General features: G+C 48.4%; 26 protein-coding genes. 8 read left to right on the top strand and 18 right to left on the bottom strand.

Annotated features, from left to right (window positions below):
* Window positions 1-8 precede the first annotated feature (8 nt).
* The 3 genes from ACYVR3_RS05240 to ACYVR3_RS05230 all read left to right on the top strand — a co-directional run bounded on the left by ACYVR3_RS05240 (window position 9) and on the right by ACYVR3_RS05230 (window position 3,623).
* Window positions 9-1,145, top strand: coding sequence for a citrate/2-methylcitrate synthase (locus ACYVR3_RS05240; protein ID WP_461243369.1), 1,137 nt, complete (start codon window positions 9-11; stop codon window positions 1,143-1,145).
* 525 nt (window positions 1,146-1,670) lie between these two features.
* Window positions 1,671-3,200: an AMP-binding protein gene (locus tag ACYVR3_RS05235; RefSeq protein WP_461243368.1), complete on the top strand. Its 1,530-nt coding sequence runs from the start codon at window positions 1,671-1,673 to the stop codon at window positions 3,198-3,200.
* 159 nt (window positions 3,201-3,359) lie between these two features.
* A complete protein-coding gene (locus ACYVR3_RS05230; RefSeq protein WP_461243367.1) occupies window positions 3,360-3,623 on the top strand; it encodes a hypothetical protein in 264 nt (87 codons plus the stop codon).
* Between the two features lie 116 nt (window positions 3,624-3,739).
* Here ACYVR3_RS05230 and ACYVR3_RS05225 read toward each other — a convergent pair whose 3' ends face one another.
* Window positions 3,740-5,569 (bottom strand): bifunctional diguanylate cyclase/phosphodiesterase, encoded by a 1,830-nt coding sequence (locus ACYVR3_RS05225; RefSeq protein WP_461243366.1) that lies wholly within the window; start codon window positions 5,567-5,569, stop codon window positions 3,740-3,742.
* A gap of 288 nt (window positions 5,570-5,857) precedes the next feature.
* On the bottom strand, window positions 5,858-6,118 hold the full coding sequence (locus tag ACYVR3_RS05220; protein ID WP_202813645.1) for a hypothetical protein: 261 nt from the start codon (window positions 6,116-6,118) through the stop codon (window positions 5,858-5,860).
* A gap of 156 nt (window positions 6,119-6,274) precedes the next feature.
* Between ACYVR3_RS05220 and ACYVR3_RS05215 the strand changes: the two genes are divergently transcribed.
* Together ACYVR3_RS05215 and ACYVR3_RS05210 are read left to right on the top strand one after the other, a co-directional pair.
* Window positions 6,275-7,777, top strand: a complete 1,503-nt coding sequence (locus ACYVR3_RS05215) for an MFS transporter (RefSeq protein WP_461243365.1) — start codon at window positions 6,275-6,277, stop codon at window positions 7,775-7,777.
* Window positions 7,778-8,081: 304 nt separating this feature from the next.
* Complete coding sequence (locus ACYVR3_RS05210) at window positions 8,082-8,699, top strand: hypothetical protein (protein WP_461243364.1); 618 nt, start codon at window positions 8,082-8,084, stop codon at window positions 8,697-8,699.
* Between the two features lie 512 nt (window positions 8,700-9,211).
* Here ACYVR3_RS05210 and ACYVR3_RS05205 read toward each other — a convergent pair.
* On the bottom strand, window positions 9,212-10,468 hold the full coding sequence (locus ACYVR3_RS05205; RefSeq protein WP_461243363.1) for an RNA-guided endonuclease InsQ/TnpB family protein: 1,257 nt from the start codon (window positions 10,466-10,468) through the stop codon (window positions 9,212-9,214).
* A 371-nt stretch (window positions 10,469-10,839) separates the two neighbouring features.
* Between ACYVR3_RS05205 and ACYVR3_RS05200 the strand changes: the two genes are divergently transcribed.
* Window positions 10,840-11,382, top strand: coding sequence for a cysteine hydrolase family protein (locus ACYVR3_RS05200; protein ID WP_054733956.1), 543 nt, complete (start codon window positions 10,840-10,842; stop codon window positions 11,380-11,382).
* 68 nt (window positions 11,383-11,450) lie between these two features.
* On the opposite strand, the gene ACYVR3_RS05195 is transcribed toward ACYVR3_RS05200, so the two are convergent.
* Window positions 11,451-11,900: a MarR family winged helix-turn-helix transcriptional regulator gene (locus ACYVR3_RS05195; protein WP_057151899.1), complete on the bottom strand. Its 450-nt coding sequence runs from the start codon at window positions 11,898-11,900 to the stop codon at window positions 11,451-11,453.
* Between the two features lie 202 nt (window positions 11,901-12,102).
* Here ACYVR3_RS05195 and ACYVR3_RS05190 point away from each other — a divergent pair, with 202 nt between their 5' ends.
* Window positions 12,103-12,282: a hypothetical protein gene (locus tag ACYVR3_RS05190; protein WP_461243362.1), complete on the top strand. Its 180-nt coding sequence runs from the start codon at window positions 12,103-12,105 to the stop codon at window positions 12,280-12,282.
* Between the two features lie 395 nt (window positions 12,283-12,677).
* On the opposite strand, the gene ACYVR3_RS05185 is transcribed toward ACYVR3_RS05190, so the two are convergent.
* Window positions 12,678-13,394, bottom strand: coding sequence for a gamma-glutamyl-gamma-aminobutyrate hydrolase family protein (locus ACYVR3_RS05185; RefSeq protein WP_461243361.1), 717 nt, complete (start codon window positions 13,392-13,394; stop codon window positions 12,678-12,680).
* Window positions 13,395-13,525: 131 nt separating this feature from the next.
* Between ACYVR3_RS05185 and ACYVR3_RS05180 the strand changes: the two genes are divergently transcribed.
* Window positions 13,526-14,713 carry an MDR family MFS transporter gene (locus tag ACYVR3_RS05180; protein ID WP_461243360.1) on the top strand — a complete coding sequence of 396 codons (1,188 nt, stop codon included), beginning with the start codon at window positions 13,526-13,528 and terminating at the stop codon, window positions 14,711-14,713.
* A 437-nt stretch (window positions 14,714-15,150) separates the two neighbouring features.
* Here the strand turns inward: ACYVR3_RS05180 and ACYVR3_RS05175 are convergent, their stop codons facing one another.
* The 13 genes from ACYVR3_RS05175 to infA all read right to left on the bottom strand — a co-directional run bounded on the left by ACYVR3_RS05175 (window position 15,151) and on the right by infA (window position 24,979).
* Entirely contained in the window at window positions 15,151-16,989 is a 1,839-nt protein-coding gene (locus tag ACYVR3_RS05175) for a diguanylate cyclase domain-containing protein (protein WP_461243359.1), read from the bottom strand.
* A 635-nt stretch (window positions 16,990-17,624) separates the two neighbouring features.
* On the bottom strand, window positions 17,625-18,017 hold the full coding sequence (gene rpsI, locus ACYVR3_RS05170) for a 30S ribosomal protein S9 (RefSeq protein WP_054733978.1): 393 nt from the start codon (window positions 18,015-18,017) through the stop codon (window positions 17,625-17,627).
* Window positions 18,018-18,030: 13 nt separating this feature from the next.
* Window positions 18,031-18,474: a 50S ribosomal protein L13 gene (gene rplM / locus ACYVR3_RS05165; protein WP_054733981.1), complete on the bottom strand. Its 444-nt coding sequence runs from the start codon at window positions 18,472-18,474 to the stop codon at window positions 18,031-18,033.
* Window positions 18,475-18,629: 155 nt separating this feature from the next.
* On the bottom strand, window positions 18,630-19,424 hold the full coding sequence (gene truA / locus ACYVR3_RS05160; protein ID WP_461243358.1) for a tRNA pseudouridine(38-40) synthase TruA: 795 nt from the start codon (window positions 19,422-19,424) through the stop codon (window positions 18,630-18,632).
* Window positions 19,425-19,505: 81 nt separating this feature from the next.
* On the bottom strand, window positions 19,506-20,306 hold the full coding sequence (locus ACYVR3_RS05155) for an energy-coupling factor transporter transmembrane component T family protein (protein ID WP_461243357.1): 801 nt from the start codon (window positions 20,304-20,306) through the stop codon (window positions 19,506-19,508).
* Entirely contained in the window at window positions 20,299-21,171 is an 873-nt protein-coding gene (locus ACYVR3_RS05150) for an energy-coupling factor ABC transporter ATP-binding protein (RefSeq protein ID WP_461243356.1), read from the bottom strand. The genes ACYVR3_RS05155 and ACYVR3_RS05150 overlap by 8 nt, the downstream gene beginning before the upstream one ends.
* Window positions 21,147-21,980: an energy-coupling factor ABC transporter ATP-binding protein gene (locus tag ACYVR3_RS05145; protein ID WP_461243355.1), complete on the bottom strand. Its 834-nt coding sequence runs from the start codon at window positions 21,978-21,980 to the stop codon at window positions 21,147-21,149. Before ACYVR3_RS05145 ends, ACYVR3_RS05150 begins: the two co-directional genes overlap by 25 nt.
* Before the next feature lie 359 nt (window positions 21,981-22,339).
* On the bottom strand, window positions 22,340-22,723 hold the full coding sequence (gene rplQ / locus ACYVR3_RS05140; protein ID WP_054733992.1) for a 50S ribosomal protein L17: 384 nt from the start codon (window positions 22,721-22,723) through the stop codon (window positions 22,340-22,342).
* Between the two features lie 24 nt (window positions 22,724-22,747).
* Window positions 22,748-23,695 carry a DNA-directed RNA polymerase subunit alpha gene (locus tag ACYVR3_RS05135; RefSeq protein ID WP_054733993.1) on the bottom strand — a complete coding sequence of 316 codons (948 nt, stop codon included), beginning with the start codon at window positions 23,693-23,695 and terminating at the stop codon, window positions 22,748-22,750.
* Window positions 23,696-23,785: 90 nt separating this feature from the next.
* Window positions 23,786-24,175 (bottom strand): 30S ribosomal protein S11, encoded by a 390-nt coding sequence (gene rpsK, locus ACYVR3_RS05130; protein ID WP_054700933.1) that lies wholly within the window; start codon window positions 24,173-24,175, stop codon window positions 23,786-23,788.
* A gap of 27 nt (window positions 24,176-24,202) precedes the next feature.
* Complete coding sequence (gene rpsM / locus ACYVR3_RS05125) at window positions 24,203-24,568, bottom strand: 30S ribosomal protein S13 (protein ID WP_054733999.1); 366 nt, start codon at window positions 24,566-24,568, stop codon at window positions 24,203-24,205.
* A gap of 29 nt (window positions 24,569-24,597) precedes the next feature.
* Window positions 24,598-24,717 carry a 50S ribosomal protein L36 gene (gene rpmJ, locus ACYVR3_RS05120; protein WP_054709090.1) on the bottom strand — a complete coding sequence of 40 codons (120 nt, stop codon included), beginning with the start codon at window positions 24,715-24,717 and terminating at the stop codon, window positions 24,598-24,600.
* Between the two features lie 46 nt (window positions 24,718-24,763).
* Window positions 24,764-24,979 carry a translation initiation factor IF-1 gene (gene infA / locus ACYVR3_RS05115; RefSeq protein ID WP_010619611.1) on the bottom strand — a complete coding sequence of 72 codons (216 nt, stop codon included), beginning with the start codon at window positions 24,977-24,979 and terminating at the stop codon, window positions 24,764-24,766.
* Between the last annotated feature and the right edge of the window lie 105 nt (window positions 24,980-25,084).

Below are 25,084 nucleotides of genomic sequence, written 5' to 3'. Positions count from 1 at the left end.
TGATTCATATGACTCAAACTTTACCAAAGGGACTGGCTGGCGTCGTTATCGATACCACCAAGATCAGCTCCACTAAAAACGCCCACCTCACTTACGCGGGCTACCCAATTGAAGAACTGCAACACGCACCATTTGAAGAAGTGGTCTTCCTGTTGTGGCATACCCGGTTACCAGAACCAGATGAACTAGCGACTTTTCGCCAGCAACTCGTGACCAACATGCAGTTGCCAAACGAAACGGTGCGCTTGATCACTGAAATTGCGAAAGAACCCCAGCACCCCATGAGCATCCTGCGCACCACGACCTCGCTGTTAGGTACCACCAACAACGTGGACCGCGATACACCGACCAAGATCTTGGCGAAAATGCTGACGGCTATCGCGGCGATCATCCGCATCCGCGACGGCTTGCCACTACTGCACGCCGATCCAAACTGGGGCGTGGTGGAAAATTTCGTCTACCTGTTCTCTGGCAAACGGCCTGACGTTGAAGCCACGGCAATGTTTAACACCGTGATGGTGCTGCACGCTGACCACGAATTTAACGCCTCGACCTTTACCAGTCGGGTGGTCGCTTCCACTAAGTCGGACTACTACTCTTGCCTGACCGCAGCCGTTTGTGCGTTGAAGGGACCGCTTCACGGTGGTGCTAATGAACAGGTGTATAACATGTTGATGGACATCAACCGGCGGCACTTGACCGCGTCCGAGTACGTTGCCGAGAAACTGGGCGCTCATAAGAAAATCATGGGCTTCGGCCACCGGGTCTACAAACATGGCGATCCCCGGGCGAAGATTCTCCGCGGAGTTGCGGCTCGCTTAGCAGCCTCAACGGATAACCAAGCGCTGTTTGACCTGCAGGAAGCGTTGGCGGCTGAAATGCTAAACCGCACCGGGTTGCATCCCAACGTTGACTACTACACCGCTTTGATTTACCACTGCCTCGGTCTGGACAAAGCCACCTTCACCACGATGTTTGCGGCCTGCCGGACTGCTGGCTGGTTAGCCCACATTTTGGAACAGCAACGCGAAGGCTGCTTGATTCGACCGTCATCCGTGTATGATGGGCCGACTGGACGGCATTATGTGATTGCAGGCAACCGTGGAGCTGATGCTAGTGTTACGGATCATGTGAATTTTGGCTAATAGTGCTTGAAAGCCTTGGAGCAAAATGCTTCAGGGCTTTTTATTGTCGCTTGTGAAGTTTGGCTTCTTTGCCGCGTTAATCATGGCTGATATTGTGGGCACAACCGGTTGACTCAACGTCGGTCGTTGCGATACGACAATGAGTCAACCAATTAAGCACTTGAGATGATTTACGATGATGCTGACTGACCGCCTACCGGAATCGACAGCCCAAGCAAACATTCCTCAACAACTGTAACAACTTTAAACCATCGAAGTCGCAGTGCCAGCTTTCCGTGCACCAATATGCGATAGTATAGTGAGATTGATTCCACTTTTTCTCATCTTTTTCCCATTAACTACTAGTCAAGTCGAAAATGGCTGTCTATAATAAGAAAAAGTACCCTCGGCAATCATATTTTGCTAACCTTTAAGCCTGATTTAAGTTAACCAGCCTAGGCTATTACTCATGACATCAAACAAAACCAATTAAATTTGCCGAGTCATTGAAACCGACTACTCATTATTAAAGGAGCGATTCATTTTATGGCCACACCATTAACTACGATTTTAACGGAACAACTTCAGCGTCACCAAACGGACCCCATCATTAAGGACGAGGCCATGAACACCTGGTTTACCGGCGCCGATATGCAGGCGGATATCAACGTGTTCCAAGAAGCATTTAAAGCCAACAACCTTGGGAAAGGTGATCAGATTCTGGTTTGCCTGCCCAACTCCGCCGTTTTCCCGGTGATCAACCAAGCGGCTTGGGAACTGGGCATCATCGTCCATCCCATCTCACCATCAACGCCAACCGCGAAGTTACACGCGGATTACGAGGCCCACGGCTACCCAGCGCTATTCACCACGCCGGAACTTGCTGCTGACTGGTCAACTGACGAGTGGTCTGTGAGCCACTTAGACCTGTTGACGTCGCCCCACTTGACGTTCTTGGTCAACAAAGAAGCCGCTAAGACCCCGGCCGACACCACGCCCGTGAGCGCCACCGACCTCGGCTTAGTGATGAATACCTCCGGGACCACTGGTGAACCCAAGCGAGTCGGCTTAACGCACGAGATGCTGTTAAATGCCGCTCAGAACGACGCCGTTTCCAACCACATGGACGAAAATGACGTTGCCATGGTCACCATGCCAATGTTTCACATCAACGCCCAAGTGATGACGACGTTGTCTACCCGGGTTTCTGACGGTAAGGTACTGGTTACCCAGAAATTCTCCGCTTCCCGTTTCTGGAAGCAGGTTCACGACAACCACGTGACCTGGGTTTCAGTGGTCCCAACCATCGTGTCCTTCTTGTTGCTGAACGAAAAGGCCAACGCCGCTTACGATGCCTTGAAAGACGGTATTCACTTGCGTTACATCCGTTCCAGCTCGTTTGCGCTCCCTGAAGAACGTCTGGTTGCGTTCCAAGACCGCTTTGGCGCCCCAATCATCGAAGGCTACGGCATGACCGAAGCTTCCAGCCAATGCACGATCAACCCGTTTGACGCGCCCAAGATTGGCTCAGCCGGCAAGCCATTTGGCACCGACCTTTGCCTGTTAGTCGATGGTGAACTCACCAACGACCACAACGTGATGGGCGAAATCGCCGTTCGCGGCAACCACGTCATCACCCACTACATGGATCCAAATCCCGATAGCTTCAAAGATGGCTGGTTCTTAACTGGTGACCTGGGGTATTTGGACGACGACAACTACCTGTTCGTCAAGGGCCGTAAGAAGGAGATCATCTCCCGCGGTGGCGAAAAGGTTGCGCCAGCCGCCGTTGAAAACACCTTGAACGACCTCGACTTCATCGAACAACTCGCCGTCATCGGCATGCCAGACGACCTGTACGGTGAAGAAGTCACCGCCGTCGTCGTCAGCACCACCCCCGGCCTCAACGAAGCCGAACAACGCCAAGCCATTTTCGATTACTCAACCACTCATCTGGCCAAGTTCGAAAGCCCAACCCGAGTCGAATTTCTGAGAGAATTCCCCCGGAACATTACCGGTAAGGTGTTGCGGCCACAGTTGCGGGAGCAGTTGTTGATGGTTGGTGAGGAGAAGTAAGTTAACTCAATAACTGACAGAAACAAAACCGGCCAAGACTTTGTAATTGAAGTCCTGACCGGCTTTGTTTTTGCATCGCCCCCAAACACAATAGTTGGAAGTTCCGTTCTCCCCGCCTATAATAGACTCATCAACTATTTCAAAGAAGAAGGTAATTCTATGGCAACTCAACAAACCGTCCGCGTCGAAGGTACCGACTACGTGATCGTCACCGCACCAACCGAACATATCAACCAATTCACCGTGATGGGCGTCGCAGATACGGTCGACGTCGTGCGTGGCAGTGGCTACAAGGTCGATGGTGATCCCGATAAGTTATACGAAATCGTTTGGATGATCGATGGCGATCCTGAACATGATGACTTCGAGCAGTGGGTCAAGGACTGGGACGAGGCGGATGCGGTTTTTCCGTTGGATGATTAGTCATTAACCGTCGCGATATAAAATTAAAAACAATCGATGTTGGGTAACCCGAAAAGGTTAACCAATGTCGATTGTTTTTGTTTTGTCGTTATGCAAAGCCTGTATGACATACTTATTTAGTTAACATGCTCTTCCTCCGGCAACGACGGCTTCGCAAAGTAGTACCCCTGCTGCCGAAAAATGCCGTGGCTCTTAATCGAATACTGCGACTCATCTTCGGTCTCGACCCCTTCAAGCACAAATTCCAAGTCGTTTTGCTCGGCAATTTTTGTCCAGAAGTCGATTCGTTCCAAGAGTTGATCCTGATTATTGGTCTTCCGCAAATTTTGAATCGCAAACTTAATGCCGTCCAGATAGTGGAACATGTCCAGCACCAGTTCGAAACTGTTATCACTACCAACGTCATCAAGGTAAACCTTGATTCCGCCAGCGTGGTAAATTTCGTTGATCTGCTTCACAACCTCAGTGCCCGGTGCATCCATAATTTCCACCACGAATTCATCGATCCGTGGTTCATGTTGCTTAAAGCGCACCAGGTCATGGGCAATCTTCGAATCAGCAAATTGCTTAGCCGTGAGGTTAATGTTAACCCCCCGGCAGTCGTTATGGTTCAACACCTGTTTGATCAAGCTGATCTGCGTGGTGACCGGAATTTCAAAGTTCGCGGGCAACCGCCACCGGTTACGGTCAAATTCACGCAACAGCATTTCGTTCAACAATATTGGATGGTCAGGCTTGCTGGCGTCGACGATTGGTTGCACAAAGTAGCGGTACGTTGGGAACCAGTTGATTGACTCCCGGGCATGTTGCGAAACGCCCTCCACCGTAATGGCATCGTGGCCTTCGTGCTTGCTCTGTTTGAGACTCTTGCTAGCGCGTGCGTAGGTATCATCAACGCTCTTATCAACAGTTTGAACCTGAGTGACCCCAATCGAGACCGTTAACTCGACTTTTTCGCCATTAAAGCTAAATTCATGGGTGCGCACCGTGTCCCAGCAATCCATCAAAATCGGTGCGGTATCCACCGGCGTTGCGTTGGTGAAGATGGCGTTAAAGGTGCTGCCACCTGAACGAAACAGGTGATACGCAGTACTGTACTGTTGCAACACGTGCTGCAACAACGTTTCGAACTGGCCTAAAATCGCGTTGGCACCCCGCTGTCCGTAGCGGTTATTGACATCCGCATACCGGTCAATGTTAATGATGGCCACCGTCATCGGCGTATGCGTACCCTGCGCCATCTCAAATAGACTGTTCACGTCTCGTTCATAAGAGGCGTACAGCGTGGTTGGCGTAATATCTTGCTGCTGATTTCGGGTATCCGTCAACTGGTCATGATTTTTTTGACCAATCCAATAGAGGCACGTAATCACCGTCATAATCATGTAGATGCCGATACTTAACCAGAGATTAGCATCCGTCACCGGCAGGCCCGGATAGGTCAACCAAAATCCCAGTGATACGTATGCGCCAGCAGCAAAACAGTAACCAAAGCGATAACGGACCATCCCTAAATGATGGTGGATCAAGTGGAGCATCCAGAGCAGACCAAGACTGACTAAAATATTTTGAATCGATAACACATTGGCCCAATGTGCAATTTCCCAAACAATGACTAACACGGCGCCTCGCGCCCAGTATTCAGCGTTACTCAAATGAATATCCAGCACTGGAAAGGCAATCAAAAAGACTCCAATACTAGCGTACAAATGTTGATTATCACTCGAAAACAAACTCGCCAAGCACAGGATGCCACCAAGTAGCCAAACGGTCACTGGTAATGCGATTCGAATCAAACGTCGCTGCGGCTGCAGCAACCCCTGATTGGTCTCAAGATAGTGCCAAGCACGTGAGTAAGCGATCACGATGCCCGAAACAAACGCCACGGCAAAGATCAGAAGTACCAATTGCGAAAAGAAATTATCAGCAGTTAACCCTGCAATCAAACAGAATCCCTCCTTAAGGATCCGGTATAACGGTCGCGACTCTAAGGATGACGCATCAAGAACCTACGCCGACCACCATACGAACACAGTTCAATTTAAAACGTGAAGCTTTATAATTAATTTATCACAAATCCATCATTTTTTACACTATGATAGGTTATTTTTCAAAAGTTTTTTTAATTATTTCAACTTAATTTAACAGCTGATAAATAGCGCTACGTCACATTTTCCGGGACGTCGCGCTATTTTTTGACTATTAGGTGCAACTGCACCCAACGATTAATTTTTTTATTTGAACAGGCCGCGCTGAACGTTTACTAATTCAGTTCGCGCCGTTTTGAGGTGGTCGGCCAACGCTTGATAGTCCGGTTGGCCCGTTTCGGTAGTTTGCGCCGCCCCGGCTAATCGATTCGTATACTGTTCGATTAGGTCTTCTAGGGCCAACAAATCATTTGCGATATCGTTCTTTTCATTTGCTGTCAGTGGTTTTTGGAGTAACACCGGTGACATGCCGGTGTAGTTACTGTAGAAGTATTTTTTATTTTTCAAGTCGTCACCAATTCTATTTGAACTTAGGAGCATCCGTTTGATCCTGCATTTTGACACAAGACTGCCATTATTCTAACATACCTTTTAATTTGAACCTAGAAAGTTGTATGATAGTAGGTATTGTCAATTATTCTTACATAAAAGGAAGCGAACACTGTGTCCAAACGCAACGTCTTTATTGTCACCTGTGCCCTGCTGCTCTCCAACGCGATGAGTGGTCTGGATAACACGATCGTCAACACCGCCTTACCAGCCATTATTGCCGACCTCCACGGGTTGGAACTCATGGGGTGGATCGTCGCGATTTTCCTGCTGGGAACCGCCGTCAGCACCCCGCTTTGGAGTAAGCTTGGCCAACACATCGGCAACAAGCAGGCTTACCAACTCGCTGCGTTATTCTTCGTAGTGGGCTCCTTCCTGCAAGGCATCGCCCCCAACATGGTCTTCTTGATCATTTCTCGGGCAATTGCCGGTATCGGCAACGGTGGGGTCGTCTCGCTCCCCTATATCATTTATGCGCACCTGTATGAAAATCCTCGCAAGCGGATGCAGGTGCTTGGCTTTGTCTCAGCCAGTTACAGCATGGCCACCATCATCGGCCCGCTGGTCGGTGGCGCCATTGTCGATACGGTCGGCTGGCACTGGGTCTTCTTATTAAACGTCCCAGTCGGCCTCATTTCAGCCGTTTTAGTGCAATTTTTCTACAAATCCAATCCCAAATACCGCACCGACAGCCCCGTGGACTACCTTGGTGCAACTCTGATGACGTTCGGGTTGATCAGCTTACTAGTGGCCATCGAACTGATTGGTAGTGCTAGCATCATGATGATTGGTGGGTTCTTAGTGGTTGCCGCTATCTGCCTCACCATTTTGATGCGGGTCGAGGGCCGGTGCGCGGATCCCATCATTCCGGCGCGGTTATTGAAGAATCGGTCGCTGGTGATCGACTTTGGCTTATTTATGATTATCTGGGCGGCCTTCTTAGGCTTCCTGATTTACGCCCCAATGTGGGCCCAAGGACTATTGGGCACCTCCGCATTAGTTGGTGGCGCTACCCAGATTCCCAGTTCGTTTACGAACTTTGGCGGATCGAGTTCCGTCGCCCCACTTCGGCAGGTTTTAACGCCACAACGGGTCATTGGGCTAGGTATCGTCACGTTGACCATCACCTTCATTTTAATGGTCGTGATGGGCGTGCATACGCCTTACTGGATCTTAGTCCTCGCCGGGGCCTTTGAGGGCTTTGGCAACGGGATGTGCTTCAACGAACTTCAGGTGAAGGTGCAACAAGACGCCGAACCAGAAGACGTGCCGATCGCAACTTCCTTTAGTTTTTTGATCCGGATGCTGAGCCAAACCTTTATGGCGTCCATCTTCGGCTTGATCATGAACAATGCCCTGCGCGCTGGCGTCACCGCCTCGCACGGCCAGATCACCATGAAGATGATGAACAAGTTGAGTGACGCAGCTAGTGTCAGTTCGTTACCAAGTCATTTGATTCCGCAAATGCGGGTCATTTTGCATAACGGATTGCATAACATTATGCTGGTATCCCTGATACTGATGGTGATTGCCTTTGTGATCAACATTTGGGCGCAGGGGCTTGAGCGGAAGAAGTATGCGGCGGCAGCGCGGGCACAGGCTTCGAAGGCGGCTTAAGTTGATATTTAAATTGTGGGAACTATCGTCGGTGGGCGGTGGTTCTTTTTTTGTTGGCTGGCCTGTTATCAGTTATGGTGACCGTCAGGCGCCGGCGCTTTTCTGTCCTCGAGCCTAAACGGGTTCCGCAAGGCAGAAGGTTGCATATAAGGGCGGCCCAAGCAAACCTACCAAAGCCCGGTAGCTTCGCTTGGGCCGCCCTTATACACCACCTTCTAAGCGCCTTGCTCCACCCTCTCTCCAATGTTATCATTGATTATACAAAAAAACGTTTTCATAAACGCACCTAATATCGGAGGCACTCATGAGCAAACAAGATCAAGAATCACTTAGCATTGCTGAAACGCAGATTCAAGCTAAACTAGCAACATTGATTGATAACCCCGTTTCCGCTTGGTTTAAGCCACTGGCTGACGTCTTTACCACCGGGATGGCTGAGGGTCTTCAATCCGCCTACATTATTTACACGGCTGAAAGTCAAAACAAGCACATCCGTGACCTTGGTGCCGACGTTTACGAAAAGGCAACCACTTGGGGGAGCCCGTTTTTTAAAGCGTTACTGCAACTCTTAAACGACCCTAAGAGCGCCGACTTCCACGAGCTTGATGACCGGCTACACCAACAGCTTATCCGGACTAACGAGTTGCATTCATTTGAAGAAATTCAAACGTTACCCGTCCCTCAACTCTACCGGAGTGACCTGTTAGACATCTACTTCTTCGGCTGGGAATTTGGGTTCCGCTACGCTTACTGGATGTTACTACGGCAACCGAACCCGGATGATAGCCAAAATGAAGCCTTGCTGGAAACGGCTAAGGTACGCGCTACTAAGGAAGCTCAGCGGCAACGGAGCTTGGCGGATCAGTTACCCGCACTGCGGGATGGCGTTTATGCGAAGTTGTTGGGTGGAGTGTTTGCTTAATTGACTTTGATTGTTTAGGAGTCTGGACTTTGGTCTGGGCTTTTTTGTTTGGTGTGAAGGATGGTGCGTTAATTTAGTGAGTGTTTGTGGCGACGTTCATTGCGCTTACGTAGTTTTCGGCGCCATTTGGGCTTTAGTTGGCGCTTACTGGTGACATTGTGTAGCTTGTTCAGGTAACTGCTTTCATTAGCCTGCGCCGAAATGAGCTACACAAAGCAAAGAGCTGCACCTAAGGCACTTCCGCCACAAACCCCAAAAACCGGGGTTTCTGGCGGAAGTGCCTTAGGCTCCGCTCTTTAACCGCTTTGTTCCGCTCTCTGCTCTTGTCAACCACCCCCGACTAAAGTCAGGGGCTTGTGAGCCAAAACCACTTTGACGGTTGTTTCTCTGGTTTCGAACCACAATTTGCGTAGATACGGATAACGCGCTTAGTCACCATCGGTCTCTAAGTGGAGGTTATCTAATTACCAACGCCGTTTAGGTTCCCAGGTTGCCATAGGAACCGCCTTGATTCAGGCCGATTTGAGTTTCTTGAGCCCTTTATCCAGAACATTCTGCGCAGCATTCCAATCACGAATATGTTCTGTTTGGCAACTTGGGCATTGCCACTTTCGCTGAGCTAGGGTCAACTTCTTCGTACCTTCAGTGCCCATCACAAATGTACATTTAGAACAAGTCTGCGTTGTATTGCGTGGATCAACGGTCACAAAAGTGGTGCCATATAAATTTGCTTTATAAGTCAGCATCCCTAAAAAGGTTCGCCAGCCAACATCACTGATACTCATTGCTAAAGCATGGTTCTTCAACAAGTTCTTACTCCGCAGCTCTTCGGCAACCACTAAATCGTGACTTTTGATCAGTGTGGTGGAGAGTTGATGAAGGAAGTGTTGTCGTTGTGTCCGCACTTTATCATGCAACTGAGCAACTAGGCGCCGTTGTTTTTGGTAATTCTTGCTGGTCTTCAATGAGCGATGTTCGCGTTTAGCCCGACGTGCTCGCCGGGAGAGGATGCGTTGTTCCTTAGCTAACCGTTGTTTACTGTTTCGATAGTGCCGTGGATTAGCGACCGTCTGTCCGTTACTATCAGTTAAGAAGTTTTCGAGGTTCAAATCGATGCCTACTGACCCCGGGTGCGATTCCTGATAGGTCACGAATGGCCAGTCAGAAGCTAACTGCATGGCTAAATAGAATCGGTCAGAAGCATCTTTCATAATCGTGACCGTCCCGATTCGAGTGTCTAATAAGCGCTTCAAAAGGCGTTTGTGAGAACCTCGAATTCGCAGCTTACCCAGTTTAGGAACGATTAGCTGGTTAGTATTGATAAAACGAACGGTCCCATTAGTCAATTTAGCTACTGTTTGACCCGGATACTGACAGTTCGTTTGATATTGCCAAACCGCGCTCTTACGATGAAACTTTGGTACACCGGCATGATGAACTTTCAAAAACTGCTGCCAAGCCTTTTGGTAGTTCTGAATGGCATTGGCTTTGGTTAAGCTATCGATCCGCGAATCTGCCAAAAAGCCGAAATGATTAGTAAGTTCACGAGCATTACGCCGTTTTTCAAGTTGTGCCAAACGCGTTTGAATCGTATCAATGGGCAAACCAACGCGTTTTAGTTGATGAATTTCTTGGTTGATTCCCACCATTTGATTGTAAATAAACCGACTAGCATCTGAATTAACTTTGATGATTTGTTTTTGTTCATCATTCGGATAGATGCGTACTTTTAAGCCGTAATGATACGCTAACTTACTCATTGATTTCATGCTTATTCACCTCCAATCTGATATAAATTGAGTATACCAAGGATTAGAGATAAATAATATTCTTTATTACTTTTAAGGTATAATTTATTTTCAGGGTGAATCAAATGCGAAATTACTCATTATTTGAACTTTTTCAACCAATTGATTCAATTGATAATATTGATAATAATGACATGATTTTTTATTTTTTATTTCAAAAAAGCCGCGACGCTTTCAGCGATGCGGCGGCCTATCCATCCCCTGACTAAAGTCACGGGATTTCCGGCATAAATTCATTTAAATTTCCCTTACACTCCCCACCCCACTACTGACATTCCCGCCAAAACCATGTAAGCTATGGTTAATCACCATTGAAAGGAAGGCGTACTGACGTGAGTTTAACCAATAATCCACTCAAAACGGCTCGGCACCTTGGTCTGGTTGTTATCGACATGCAGGCTGGCACACGCTACCTTGCCGAACACGTCTACAAACAACCCGCACCGGTCGACTTTACGACCCTTTTGGCAAATAACCAACTGTTGATCGACGCGTTCACCGCCCATCACTTACCGATTTTTATCGTGACGATGCGGCCCAAAGCATTTCCCCACCTTTTTGACCAAACGCTGAGTCGCTCACTGTTTGATAACGCTCAGCTTCAGGTGCACCGCCTTGAAAAGCATTTACCCAGCGCCTTTTCGCAACCCGCACTGGTCGATGCATTGCGGGCCGCTGGTGTCAAACACCTCGTCGTCACCGGAATTGCTGCCGAAAACGGCGTCTGCAAAACCGTTCGCGATGCTACCCGCTTGGGCTTTCCCACGACGGTGATCGTCGATGCAATTTTAGCGAAGTCCCAGCACCACTATCAAGATGCGCTGCGGCATTTTGAACAAATCAACGATACGAAAACCATGATTGAAAGTCTTTAACGCAAAAGCGCCATCCCCGACCAATTCTCCCTTGAGAATCGCACGTGGATAGCGCTTTTTTTAATGCTCTAGATTTTAGTCCGGTTGCTTTCGATCAAGTCCGCCATGATTGTCTGCAAGGTTTCCGCAAACGGGGCATCGACCGTGACCTGATTATGATCTAAGCGTTCTTGCCACCAATCATTCCGAATCTTAACGATACTTGGCACAACTTCCAAGCCAGCCGCGGTAATGCGAATCACGTTGGTGGTTTTATTGTCGACCGACTGGGTTTGGGAAATGTAGCCCAGTTCACTCAGTCGCTTGATCTCACGGGTAATTTGACCCTTGTTGATTACAAGCGTCCGCGCCAAGGCATTTTGGCTACTCTCCCCCTGCTTTTCTAATAACAATAATATGTACGCATTCGTCACGTTTAGGTGGATTGCTTTATAGAGTGGTTGGGTGTCTCGTTGAAATGCACGGTGGATGATGGAGAAGCACTGCGCCAAATCACCGGGAAATGTTTCTAAACTCACAGAAATTACCTCCAATGTGAAACTAGTTATGTTCCATTATACCCATTTCCGGTTCACTTTAGCGAGTTTTTTTCTCGATTTCAGGTAACCGCGCTTAATCAAGGGCCTCAACTAATTTCAAAATATGCCACATTTATATACCAATTTATAGTACAATTGTGGGAGTAGATGACCAGCTGATTAGTTAAGGAGCGTGAGCTGATTGAAAACCCAAGAAACCTATTACCGCAACGTTGTCGCGGCAGCCAAACTGCTGACGCGCATGGAAGTCGATAACGAAACCGATGAATACCAACTTTTTCAGGACCTCACGGAGATCCGTGGCCTGATTGATGCCCGGTTGACCGCCATTCGAGAAGCACGCGGGAATCATAAGGCTTAGTTGTGTTAAGTGAATACTGGCGTTGATGCTGGGTGTGGGGCCTTGGTCTGGGAGTGGACTGGGGCTTTTTTTGTTGTGGTTTTTTAAAGTTGCAGCTTTTGTTAGAATAGCGTGTCTTTTGTGGTTGCTGTACTTAGGACTAAACGAGTTCCACCAGCCGTTTGTTGTTATCGTTCACTGAGAGCTTCGGTTTAATGCGCTTTCCTGTCCTCGAGACTAAACGAGTTCCACAAGGCAGAAGGTTGCTTTCGCCTACTAAGCGTATCAGACTACTGTGCTCTCCTGTCCTCGAGACTAAACGAGTTCCACAAGGCAGAAGGTTGCATATAAGGGTGGCCCAAGTTAGACTGCCAAAACCCGGCAGTCTAACTTGGGCCACCCTTATACACCACCTTCTAACCGCCTTGTTCCACTCTCTGTACAAAGTTCCCCCACAACGCCCTTTCTTCCGGCATTGTCTCAAACAAAAACTCCGGGTGCCACTGCACGGCCAACACCAATTGGTTATCGACGGACTCAATTGCTTCAACCGCCCCATCCGCTGCTTGGGCCGTCACCTTTAATAAGGGACCGACATCCGTTTTTAGCGTCTGGTGGTGAAACGAGTTGACGTAGGGCTTTTCACCCAACAACTTTGCCGTTAACGTTCCCGGTACCGTTGTTACGTGATGGGTTGGGTACATCGCCGGGGCGTCTTGTTGATGCTTCACAAAAGCGCCCTCGTGTTGACTCGGAAAGTCCTGATACATCTGACCACCCAGTGCGATCCCAATAATTTGAATCCCACGACAAATACCAAACATCGCCTTGCCCGCTTTAAAGGCCGCCCGACACAGTCCTAACTCAAACTGATCCTTTCGCAGTGAGGTATTGCCCAACTTCGCAACGGGTTCCTCACCAAACAGCGTTGGATCAATATCCGGACCACCTAAAAAGGCAAAGCCATCACACCGCGCCACGTAATCGTCGATCATGTTAACATCATGTGGTGGGATCATCACCGGGATCCCACCGGCAGCCACGATGCCCTGTGCGACTCGGTCATCAATGTAGTCTTTGAACCCCCGGTGCGTCCAGTCCGCATCCGTTGGCATGCCAATCAATGGTTTCATTTTTGCGCCTCCAGTCACATATTCTCATTGTATTTTAATTTTATCATCTTTATTATATGACATAATTTCTAATTAGAATAGCTTTATCGTTGCATTCATCTCAGCCATTATTCTCGAAAGGAGTTCACGTCATGACCACCCAATCCATTAAACTGCGCTGGCTTGCCACCGGTGCGTTGATCAGCGACCTCGGCATGAGTTTCATTTGGCCGCTGACCAGCGTTTACCTCCACAATCAACTTCATATCTCACTCACCACCATTGGTATCGTGCTGCTGTTGAACTCCTTGACCGGGATCATCGGCAGTTACGCGGGTGGGGTGCTGTATGACCGGGGGAATCCGTATAAGCTCCTGTTGGGTGGCATCACTGGTTCGCTACTTGTGTTGATTGCCCTCACCTTCTCGCATGGTTGGCCGCTATTTGGGTTCTGGTTAGCACTGCTGGGCTTTTGTTCCGGTTGGAACGTGGCGCTCACTAATGCCAGTGCCACCAGCATCCGCGACATGAACAGTAATCGGGTGTTCAACCTGCTGTATTTATTCCAAAACCTCGGCATCGTGCTTGGGACAGCGCTAGTGGGCTACTTATACGATATCAGTATCACGCTCTTATTCGTTACCGCCGCCGTACTGTTCGTGGGTTATCTGATCGTCGTGGCGCTGACTTACCGGCCACTGAACCGGACGCCACAACCTCATGAGCACGCTCAGCACGATAAACACAGTGCGCATCTTCCTGCCGCCAACCGAATCATCTTGCTGACCCTTTTCGCTTCTCTGGTCATCGTCTGGTTGATGTACCAGCAATGGGCCTCCAACGTCAGCGTCTACATGACCGACCTGGGCTTGCCGTTGATCAAATACAGCTTCTTGTGGACCCTCAACGCCAGCGGCATCGTCGTGATTCAAATCGTACTGAACTTCCTGCAACGTTTCACCAATAATCCGCGTAACCAAGTCTTATTCGGACTGGTCATGCTGGCGCTGTCCTTCTTGGTCCTGGCCGGCGCCAAACACTACGTTAGCTTCGTGGTGGCAATGATGCTACTGACGTTAGGTGAGGCCACCGCCTTCCCAATGATTTCCGTCATGGTCAATCAACTGAGCCCGTTTAGTGTCAAAGGGCGCTCTCAGGGGCTGGTCAATGCCTCAGCCTCGGCTGGACGGGCGTTGGGGCCGCTGGTTGGTGGCGCCGTCATCGAAGCGACCTCTTACCCGTTCCTGTTTAAGATTGCGGTTGGGGTTTACCTGTTGGTCATCGTGTTGGTTGTGGTGACCCTTGGGCTTTATCGGCATCAGGTTAAGACTTATGATTAATAAAAGAGAGTGGGCAAAAACTCGTTTAGGTCCCAGAATATAAGAAAACCGGCCCGTGGATTCCTGGTTTTGGAATCTACGGGCCGGTTTTCTTATATGGCCGGGACCTGAGTTTTGGCGCACGACCCAGCGAAGCTTGGAAGCCTATTGGCGTTTAGACTAGATAACAGTCTTGAGATAAAGTGAAATTTTCAACTCACTTCAAGTTAAGAAATTAGTTCGATGCTTACCAATATGGCCTTTTTTCTCAGCCTCGTTTTGATTAGGTTTGCGTTTGGCGAAGCTTAAATATGGAAGCTGAGACCGCTTTTCGGCTCAGACCGGTCTCCATAGCACTCGCCTATCCGCCTACCGGAATCGACAGCCACCAACAACCGGACTAAAAAATCGTGTTCCTTTCATCAAAGGTGCACGATTTTTGATTTTGCTAAGTTAAACTAATCGTCGTCACGCCCAGGTAACACCGGCTTACCAAAGTAGAACCCTTGGTAATGGCTAACTCCAAGCCCCTGCGCAAACGCCATATCTTCATTGGTTTCGACCCCTTCAAGGATGAAGTCGATACCCGCGTTCTCTGCGATTTCAGCCCAAAACGCAATGCGTTCTTGGATCCGTTCGTCGGCTTCTTTTGGCCGCAGATTTTGAATCGCAAACTTAACCCCGTCAATGTATGGCAAGATATTGCGAACCAGTTCATAACTGTTATCCGAACCCACATCATCAATGTAGATCTTAACGCCTGCCGACCGGTACAGTGCCGTAACCCGGCGAATCGTGCTCAGGTCGGGCACCGTTGTAATTTCGATGATCAGAGTTTCCGGTCCATATGCGGCAGTCGTGAACCCGGCCAGTGAATTGGCGGTATTTGAATTCGAGAACTGGGCTAACGTGAGGTTGATGGTCATCCGCTTCAACGCGCGATCCCGGATCAAGACTTCGGTAATGAACGAAATCTGTTGTTCAACGCTGATGTCAAACCGCTCTGGTAGCTCCCACTGTTGATTCCGGGGATTCTTCGCCCGTAACAGCAACTCGGCGCCCCATTTGGTGTTGCCAGCCGGCGTAACGTCGATAATTTCTTGTTCGAAAAATGCCAACGGTTTCGGGGCTGCCACCGCAATGGTTTCCGGTACACCACTCCCGCTGACCTTGTTGCGGCCGTATTTTTTACTAAGTTGCAACTGGTCGTCCGCGCGTTTATAAACGTCGTCGATCGTTTCATCGGCTTGTTCCAGCATGGCGATTCCGGCTGAAGCCGTTAACACAACGGGTTCGCCACCCACCGCAAACTGCTTTTGGTGAATGCGTTCCAAACAAGTTTTGACGGTTTCAGCAACTTGTTCAGCCGTTTCGCCTGCGATACCGATCGAGAACTCTTCACCTTCCGACCGGAACAGTCGCGCGTTCACGTTGCCCTGAGTCAACGTTTCTTGTAGCACATCTGCCACGTCCACCAACGCGATGTTACCGGCCAGATAGCCGTAACGCTGGTTAAACGCTGAGAAGTGGTCCACATCCAGCGTCACCACCGCTAAGGGTTCCCGGTTTGAACGAGCACTGGTAAACATCTGGGTAAGCATGCGTGGATCATCCGTAAACACCTCGGAATGCGCCAACCGCTGGTAGGCCGCCACACTCTGTAGTTCGGCCGTTTTCGCATCTGTTTGCTGGATGGTTCGGCGATATTCGGTCACCGCAATGCCGAGGATCACAAAGCTGGTCAACTCCCGAACCCACCACCAAGCATCAAACGTCCGGGGACGCGACACGTAGATGCCGATAATCCCTGATAACCCAAGAATCAGCATCCCAACGTAACTTGCCAACCGCGAGTTCATTAACCGTTCGCGGGTCAAATACAATCCGGTCAACACGGCCAACCAGATCACAAACGTCGCAATAACGACCGGACTAAATGGATCCGCATAAAACCACAGATAGATACCGCAACAGATACCCTGTAAGGTTGCTGTGAACCAATCTCCCATGTCTACAATGATGACGTATAAACTCACCAGCATCAGGTTCAAAAAGGCCCAGTGCCAGCCAAACACGCTCATCTGCGGATCTAAACGATACTGCATCGCTTGAATCTCATATAATACCGCTAAATATACTAGTGCAGCCAACCGAATGATGCCCTTGCGGTGGCGCACAATAAATGGTGACACGGTTCGATCGTTCACCCAGTATAGAAGTGACGTCATACCGACCGCCAAGAACACCCCTAAGAAAAGGGTGGTGATGTATGATTCAAAAATTGCGCCACTTAACAAAGTTTCCATCTCCAATAACGACACTTTTCAGTCTTGTACGATTTAAGGTTTAATTACCTTTAATTAAAAGTATACCGATAATGTATTTTAGACACAATGATATTTTTGAGATATTTTGAAACAGTAACTGTTAAAGTGGCGCAACAGTCTCAAAACGCCAGTAACTTCAATATATAGGATGCCTAAATTATCGAAAAATTTAGCTGTTAGGCTTTGTTCATCCGGGTGGTGTAAATTATTCAATTTTTAATTATTCAAGCCGAAATCACCCTTATAATCGTTTTAACGGGTATTGTGGGGTTACTGAAACGCAACGATGGGTATAACTACCTGCGTTCGTATTATGATATAGTGCAGGAAATCATTTACTGTGAGCTAACTTTCTGTTGTGTCGTATTTGTGTTGGTTTTGTCTGTGTTTTAGTTACGCTTTTTTTGGCTACCCGTGCCGAAACGCGCGCCAAAAAGCAAAGAGCTGCACGTAAGGGGCAAGGGCCATCAAGTCGAAAACCCACGACTTAATGGCCCTTGCCCCTTACGCTCCGCTCTTTAACCGCTTTTTGTCACGCTCTGCTCTACAAAAAAAACACCCTCCCAAACGGGAAAGTGCTTTTTGAAGGCGAGAAGAAATAAATCTTAACGCTTTGAGAATTGACCAGCCTTACGAGCTTTCTTAAGACCTGGCTTCTTCCGTTCTTTCATACGTGCATCACGAGTCAAAAGACCGGCACGCTTCAAAGGACCGCGGAAATCTGGGTCAACTTCGAGCAATGCACGGGCGATCCCGTGACGAACTGCGCCGGCTTGGCCTGAGAAGCCACCACCGTTGACGTTAGCTAAAACGTCATAGTTACCAAGCGTTTCAGTAACGTTAAATGGTTGAACAACCACTTCACGTAAGTTAGCAAATGGAATGTATTCTTCGATTGCTTTGTCGTTCATAACGATCTTACCAGTACCTGGTACTAAACGTACACGGGCAACAGAGTTTTTACGACGGCCAGTGCCGCGATATTGTACTTGAGCCAATATAATTTCCTCCTTAAATTAGGTTAGTAATGTCCAAAACTTCAGGCTTTTGAGCAGCATTGTCATGTTGGTCGCCAGCGTAAACGTGAAGCTTCAAGCCGATCTTGTGACCTAATGAAGTATGAGGAAGCATACCCTTGACAGAAGTCTCAATTAACTTTTCTGGATCCTTCTCACGAAAATCACCAGCAGTGCGTTGCTTTAAACCGCCTGGGTGGTTCGTATGGTGGTAATAGATCTTCCGTGAAGCCTTCTTACCCGTTAAAGCAACTTTACTTGCGTTGATCACGATAACGTGATCACCAGTATCTACATTTGGGGTGAACGTAGGCTTGTTCTTACCACGTAAGATGTTAGCGACAGCTGATGCAAGACGTCCCAAAGGAACATCAGTAGCATCAACGACGTACCACTTGCGATCCACGTCACCTGGTTTAGCCATATATGTTGTACGCACGATTAATTTCCTCCAATTTCAGTGTTTGTTTACAACCAATAACAAGTTTCCGGGGCTTATTCGTGGGGTAAACAATACCATGTTCCATAATACAAATTTACCAACCCAAAGTCAAGCCATTCCTTCAACTTTAACGGTATTTGCGTTAATTTCGCCTATCGCTGGTGCTTAGGCAACTTAGTCGGGTGTGCCGGATCGTCGCCTTCGTAGTAAACGTGTTTTAAATACAATCCGCTAGCCGGCACCGTTCGCCGCGCATATCGGCGGTCATTCAATTGGTAAAGCTGTTGAATGCCATCCACCGGTCGCGTACCCGCACCGATTTCAACCAACACCCCTACCATGATTCGAACTTGATTGTATAAGAAGCCGTTACCGTAAAATTCAAAGACCAGCTCGTTGTTCGCTTCATCAAGGTGGCAGCCGGCTTCATAGATCGTTCGAAAATTCGTCCGGGCGCCGGAACCCGACGCCACAAAACTCGTAAAGTCGTGTTCGCCGATGAGGTCTTTGGCCGCTTCGTTGATCCGATCCACATCCACCGGAAACTTCCAGTGGCCAGTGTAGTTGCGTTTAAACGGATTCCGGAATTCACCGAGGTCCATCCGGTACAAGTACCGCTTCCCCGACACACTGTACCGGGCGTGGAAGGTCTCATCAACCTGCGCCACCGCCAGCACTTCCATGTCCATCGGCAACATGCTGTTCAAGCCTTTTCGCATGTTGTCAGGCGGCAAATTAAACGGCATGTCAAAATGCACCACTTGACCTAACGCGTGCACCCCGGCATCCGTCCGCCCAGAACCGTAAACTTCAATCGCTGGTTCCGGATGCTTAGCCATCTTATTCACGACCTTCGTCAGCTCGCTTTCAACCGTCCGTTGGTTTGGTTGGCGCTGAAAACCCGCAAAGTTCGTGCCATCATAGGCAATCGTTACTTTATATCTCAAATTTCGTTCTCCTTAACTCACAAAAGCACGGCCCAACAACTCGTCGGCCGCGCCCGTCATTGTTCACTTAAATTAACCCGGTTAGGCAACGAACCGTAACCCGATAACGCCGGCTAAACTGACAACGTACACCAATAAACTAATGGTGTCAGCTCGCTGCCACTTCAATTGACGGTATTTGGTCCGATTTTCACCGTCCTGATAGCCCCGCGCTTCCATGGCGGTGGAAATGTCCACGGCTCGGTTAAACGCGTTCACAAACAGCGGAATGAGGATCGGCACAATGGTCTTGATCTGTTGCTTCAAGCCACCAGTGCCAAAATCAACGCCCCGCGCCCGTTGCGCGTTCATGATCTTCTCAGCTTCATCCATCAAAGTCGGCACAAACCGCAGCGCTAATGACAGCATCAACGCTAGGGTCGCTACGGGAAAATGCACCTTGCGTAACGGCGACAACAACGATTCGATACCGTCCGCAATGTCCAACGGTGCCGTTGAAAAAGTCAGTAACGTGGAGATCATGATGATCAGCACAAACCGCATCAGAATCAAACCGGCACTGATCAACCCATCATGGGTCACCGATAAGATCCCCCACGACCAGTAAACGTGACCACCGGCACCGAAGAAGACTTGGATCAGCACGGTAAAGATCAGCAGCCACAGTAATGGCCGTAACCCCCGCAAAAAGATTCGCAGTGAAATCGCCGTTGCAGCAACCGAAGCCAATAGTAACACCGTCAACAATAAGTAGGTCCACAGGTTATTAGCAAAGAACACCACTAAGACGTACATGAAACAGAGCACTAACTTCGCTCGCGGATCCAACCGGTGCACCCAGGAATGGCCTGGAATATAGCGGCCAAACAGGAATTTATCCATGAGGAGTCGCCTCCTTTGGGAGTTGCCCCATTAACTGGTCAGCTAACTCAGCCTCGGTCAATGGCAAGGGGTCAAAGTGGAAGCCACGCTCACCCAACCGTTGTGCAAACCGAGTCGCCGATGGCATCTCCAGTTGGTAGTTGGCCAACCACTCAGGGTCACTGAAAATGTCTCGCGGTGTTCCTTGCTTCACAACCTGCCCGTGCGCCATCACGATGACGTGATCCGCGTAGTTGGCCACGTCATCCATTTGGTGGGTGATCAACACGATCGTCAGGTGCTGTTCGGTCCGTAATTTGGTCAACAAACTCATGATTTCCAAACGACCTCGCGGATCTAAGCCGGCCGTTGGTTCATCTAACACCAGCACTTCCGGTTCCAGAGCCAACACCCCAGCAATCGCGACCCGCCGCATCTGCCCACCGGACAAATCAAACGGTGACCGTTCCAGTAGTGATGCATCCAACCCAACCAGTTCAGCCTTTTCACGGGCCAACTTGGTGGCATCAGCCTCACTAACACCAAAGTTCTGTGGACCAAAGGCAATATCCTTGATGACCGTTTCTTCGAATAACTGGTTCTCGGGAAACTGGAACACGATCCCCACCTTTTTACGAACCGGTTTTAAATGCTTATTTTTCGTGGTGTGATCAATCAGCCGATCTCCAATCGCAACGGTACCTTCAGTTGGCTTCAACAAGGCATCTAGGTGTTGGATCATGGTTGACTTGCCACTACCGGTCTGACCAATCACCGCCGTAAAGGTATCGCTGGCAATTGTCAGATCAATATCAGTTAGGGCCTGCACCGCAAAGGGCGTCCCAGCTTGATACCAATAATTTACGTGTTGGAATGTGATGTCCATAACCAGTCCACTAGACTCCCTTCATCGAGGTAGTTGTTCGGAACGGCAACGCCCCGGTCAGCTAACGCAAGTTTTAATTTCTCAGAAAACGGCACATCAAGCCCCATTTCAATCAACCGTTGGCCGTGACTGAAAATTGTTTCAGGGTCCGCTTCTTCAACGAAGTGCCCGTCATCAATCACCATGATGCGATCAGCGTTGGCCGCTTCATCAATATCGTGGGTGATCGACAACACCGTTAAATTGAGTCGGTCCTTAAGTTCCTTGATGGTGCGTAAAATGTCGCGCCGCCCTTGTGGATCCAGCATGCTAGTCGCTTCATCTAAAATCAAAATCTTCGGCGCGACCGCAATAATCCCCGCCAGCGCGACGCGTTGTTTTTGACCACCGGATAACTTAGCTGGTTCCCGGTCCTTAAAGTCCCACATACCAACCTGTTTGAGAGCCGATTCAACCCGTGGTACCATCGTGTCCCGGTCCACTTGGCGGTTCTCCATCCCAAACGCCACATCATCAGCCACCGTTGCACCAACAAACTGGTTATCCGGGTTCTGAAAGACCATCCCAATGGTTTCTCGAATCTGCCAAACGGTGGCTTCGCTGAGGGTTTGACCATCAACTTCTACCGTTCCGTCATCAGCCGCCATCAAGCCAATTAACAGTTTGGCAATGGTACTCTTACCACTCCCGTTATGGCCAACAATGGCGACCCATTCGCCGCCCTCAATTTCAAAGCTAACGTCGTCCACTGCTTTAGTTTCACTATTCGCATATTGGTAACTTAAGTGTGACACCTTGATTAAAGCCATGTCGTCATTCCCCGTTTATTTTCAATTCAAGAGCCATTATACCAAATTCTACTGGGGTAATGCACCCTTTCGTCTTGAACAATCGCCGCTAAGTGTCCGTCTGCTGTCGCGGTATAAGACCAATTCTAAACTATGTAAAAACGGACCCGCTCACTCAGCAGCCGCGCAAAGCGAAGCCACCCAGCGAGCTGGTCCGTAATTTATGGCACAAAAAAATCACTACCAAATTAAAGGTGCACGGAGAATTCCGTATTCAAGCTAGACTTGAAAACCTTCATCATCATAACGCTTTATACCTAAAATTTGGTGTGATTCTATTGCAACTACGCAATAGACGTAGTCACGATTACTGATTAAAATTAATCAACAAGTTGTAAAATAACCATTTGAGCGCCATCACCACGACGAGGCATGGTCTTGTAGATCCGGGTGTAACCACCGTTACGATCTGCATACTTAGGTGCTACTTCGCTAAACAATTTTTGCAATGCAGTTGAGATTTGGATGTTATCGCCATCTTCCTTAACATCTGCAACAACGTCGCGAAGGAATGCAGCGGCTTGACGACGGGCGTGCAAGTCTCCGCGCTTACCTAAGCTGATCATCTTGTCAGTAGTAGAACGTACTTCTTTGGCGCGGGCTTCAGTTGTCTTGATTTCACCATGAATCAATAATTCAGTAGTCAAATCACGCAATAATGCCCGACGTTGTGAACTTGTTCGTTGCAATTTACGGTAACTCATGAGTAGATACCCTCCTTTGTTTAATTAATCTTCTTTACGAAGTGATAACCCAAGATCAGAAAGCTTAGCCTTAACTTCTTCCAATGACTTCCGGCCCAAGTTACGAACCTTCATCATGTCGGCTTCAGTCTTGTTGGTCAACTCTTGAACAGTGTTGATCCCGGCACGCTTAAGACAGTTGTATGACCGAACTGACAAGTCGAGTTCTTCAATGGTCATTTCAAGCATCTTTTCCTTGTGGGTTTCTTCTTTTTCAACCATGATTTCGGCATTCTTAGCTTCGTCAGTTAAATCAACAAACATTGCTAAGTGTTCCGTTAAAATCTTGGCTGCGAGACTGATTGACTCACTTGGCGTAATTGAACTATCGGTCCAAACATCCAAAGTCAGCTTATCGTAATCATCCCGTTGGCCAACTCGCGTGTTTTCAACTTGATAGTTAACACGTTCGATTGGGGTATAAATAGAATCAATAGGCAAAACGCCGATTGGCATGTCTTCCTTAGCCTTGTTCCGGTCTGCGGAAACGTAGCCACGACCCTTGTTTGCAGTCATACGCATGTGGAAAGTTGCACCTTCCGCGACAGTTGCAATGTAAAGATCAGGGTTCAATACCGTCACGTCGCTATCAGCGGTGATATCACCGGCAGTGACTTGAGCTGGGCCCTTAACGTCAATTTCCATTGACTCGATTTCATCGTCAGGTCCTTCAAGCTTAAGCGAAATCTTCTTTGTGTTCAAAATAATCTGCGTAACGTCTTCCACGACACCTTCAACAGTTGAAAATTCGTGTAACACGCCATCAATTTGAATACTAGTGACAGCAGCACCAGGAAGCGAAGAAAGCAGAATTCGTCTTAAAGAATTCCCCAACGTAGTTCCGTAACCCCGTTCGAGCGGTTCAACGACAAACTTGCCATAATCGTCGCTTTCTTCAATTTTGTGAATGTTAGGCTTCTCGAATTCGATCATTCTTATCTTTTACCCCTTTCAAAACGCATTGAGCCATGTAAATTAATCCCATTATTCAGGTCTCGTATCTCCACTAAACCGCGGGATTGACTATACACGACGGCGCTTTGGAGGACGAGAACCATTATGAGGCACTGGCGTTACGTCTCGGATAGCCGTAACTTCAAGACCAGTTGCTTGTAAGGCACGGATTGCGGCTTCACGGCCAGAACCAGGACCCTTGACAGCAACTTCCACAGTCTTCATACCATGTTCCATTGAACCCTTAGCAGCGGCTTCAGCAGCCATTTGTGCAGCAAATGGTGTTGACTTCCGGCTACCCTTAAAGCCAAGTGAACCAGCAGATGACCACGCAATAGCGTTACCTTGCATGTCAGTAATCATGACCAAAGTGTTGTTAAATGTTGAGTGAATATGAGCAACACCGGACTCGATATTCTTTTTTACGCGACGTTTGCGCGAAGTTTTTCTAGTTGCCATAAAATGTCATACCCTCCTTTTAATTGATTATTTCTTCTTACCAGCAATCGCAACGGCTTTACCTTTACGAGTACGGGCGTTGTTCTTCGTGTGTTGGCCACGAACAGGCAAACCACGACGGTGACGCATGCCACGGTAAGAACCAATTTCTTGAAGATTCTTGATGTTCATGCTTACTTGACGACGTAAGTCACCTTCAACTTGGTAGTTGTCGACGGCTGCACGGATCTTGTCTTCATCATCAGGGGTTAAGTCACGAACGCGAACGTCTGGTGAGACACCCGTTTCTTCGATGATCTTTTGAGCAGTAGTGTTACCAATTCCGAAAATGTAAGTTAAGCCAATGACGATTCGCTTGTCACGTGGCAAGTCAACTCCAGCAATACGAGCCATTAAGTTGCACCTCCTAGTTTATAGTTTAATTATTTACCTTGACGTTGTTTGTGCTTAGGGTTAGCTGAGCAGATAACCATTACTCGACCCTTACGCTTGATTACTTTACAGTGATCGCACATTTTTTTAACAGATGGTCTTACTTTCATTGTAATCTAAACCTCCTATTGTCTTAATCCAAACCAAAAAATCGACTTACTTGAAGCGGTAAGTGATCCGGCCTTTGGTCAAATCGTACGGAGACATTTCAACCGTAACGCGGTCCCCAGGTAAAATTCGGATGTAATGCATCCGAATCTTGCCAGAGACGTGCGCTAAAATCTCATGCCCGTTTTCTAGTTCGACCCGAAACATTGCGTTAGGCAACGTTTCAGTAACTTTACCTTCAACTTCGATGACGTCCTTAGCCACGAAAGTACCCCCTTGATTGATTGATAACTATCTTTAAATAGTGCCCGGACTTGCCCAATTATTGAGGCTAACCTGAGTTAGTTTACCACACCATAATCTGAGAAG

This window comes from Secundilactobacillus muriivasis (assembly GCF_054785195.1).
This window is presented reverse-complemented; position numbering and strand designations above follow the sequence as displayed.

Excerpts from the sequence above, each read along its gene's own strand:
- ACYVR3_RS05185 (WP_461243361.1), bottom strand. The coding sequence starts at position 13,394 with ATGAAACCATTGATTGGCATGCCAACGGATGCGGACTGGACGCACCGG.
- rpsM (WP_054733999.1), bottom strand. The coding sequence starts at position 24,568 with ATGGCTCGTATTGCTGGAGTTGACTTGCCACGTGACAAGCGAATCGTC.
- ACYVR3_RS05235 (WP_461243368.1), top strand. The coding sequence starts at position 1,671 with ATGGCCACACCATTAACTACGATTTTAACGGAACAACTTCAGCGTCAC.
- ACYVR3_RS05205 (WP_461243363.1), bottom strand. The coding sequence starts at position 10,468 with ATGAAATCAATGAGTAAGTTAGCGTATCATTACGGCTTAAAAGTACGC.
- rpmJ (WP_054709090.1), bottom strand. The coding sequence starts at position 24,717 with ATGAAAGTAAGACCATCTGTTAAAAAAATGTGCGATCACTGTAAAGTA.
- rpsK (WP_054700933.1), bottom strand. The coding sequence starts at position 24,175 with ATGGCAACTAGAAAAACTTCGCGCAAACGTCGCGTAAAAAAGAATATC.
- ACYVR3_RS05240 (WP_461243369.1), top strand. The coding sequence starts at position 9 with ATGACTCAAACTTTACCAAAGGGACTGGCTGGCGTCGTTATCGATACC.
- rplQ (WP_054733992.1), bottom strand. The coding sequence starts at position 22,723 with ATGAGTTACCGTAAATTGCAACGAACAAGTTCACAACGTCGGGCATTA.
- ACYVR3_RS05180 (WP_461243360.1), top strand. The coding sequence starts at position 13,526 with ATGACCACCCAATCCATTAAACTGCGCTGGCTTGCCACCGGTGCGTTG.
- ACYVR3_RS05145 (WP_461243355.1), bottom strand. The coding sequence starts at position 21,980 with ATGGCTTTAATCAAGGTGTCACACTTAAGTTACCAATATGCGAATAGT.
- ACYVR3_RS05135 (WP_054733993.1), bottom strand. The coding sequence starts at position 23,695 with ATGATCGAATTCGAGAAGCCTAACATTCACAAAATTGAAGAAAGCGAC.
- ACYVR3_RS05155 (WP_461243357.1), bottom strand. The coding sequence starts at position 20,306 with ATGGATAAATTCCTGTTTGGCCGCTATATTCCAGGCCATTCCTGGGTG.
- ACYVR3_RS05150 (WP_461243356.1), bottom strand. The coding sequence starts at position 21,171 with ATGGACATCACATTCCAACACGTAAATTATTGGTATCAAGCTGGGACG.
- ACYVR3_RS05230 (WP_461243367.1), top strand. The coding sequence starts at position 3,360 with ATGGCAACTCAACAAACCGTCCGCGTCGAAGGTACCGACTACGTGATC.
- ACYVR3_RS05210 (WP_461243364.1), top strand. The coding sequence starts at position 8,082 with ATGAGCAAACAAGATCAAGAATCACTTAGCATTGCTGAAACGCAGATT.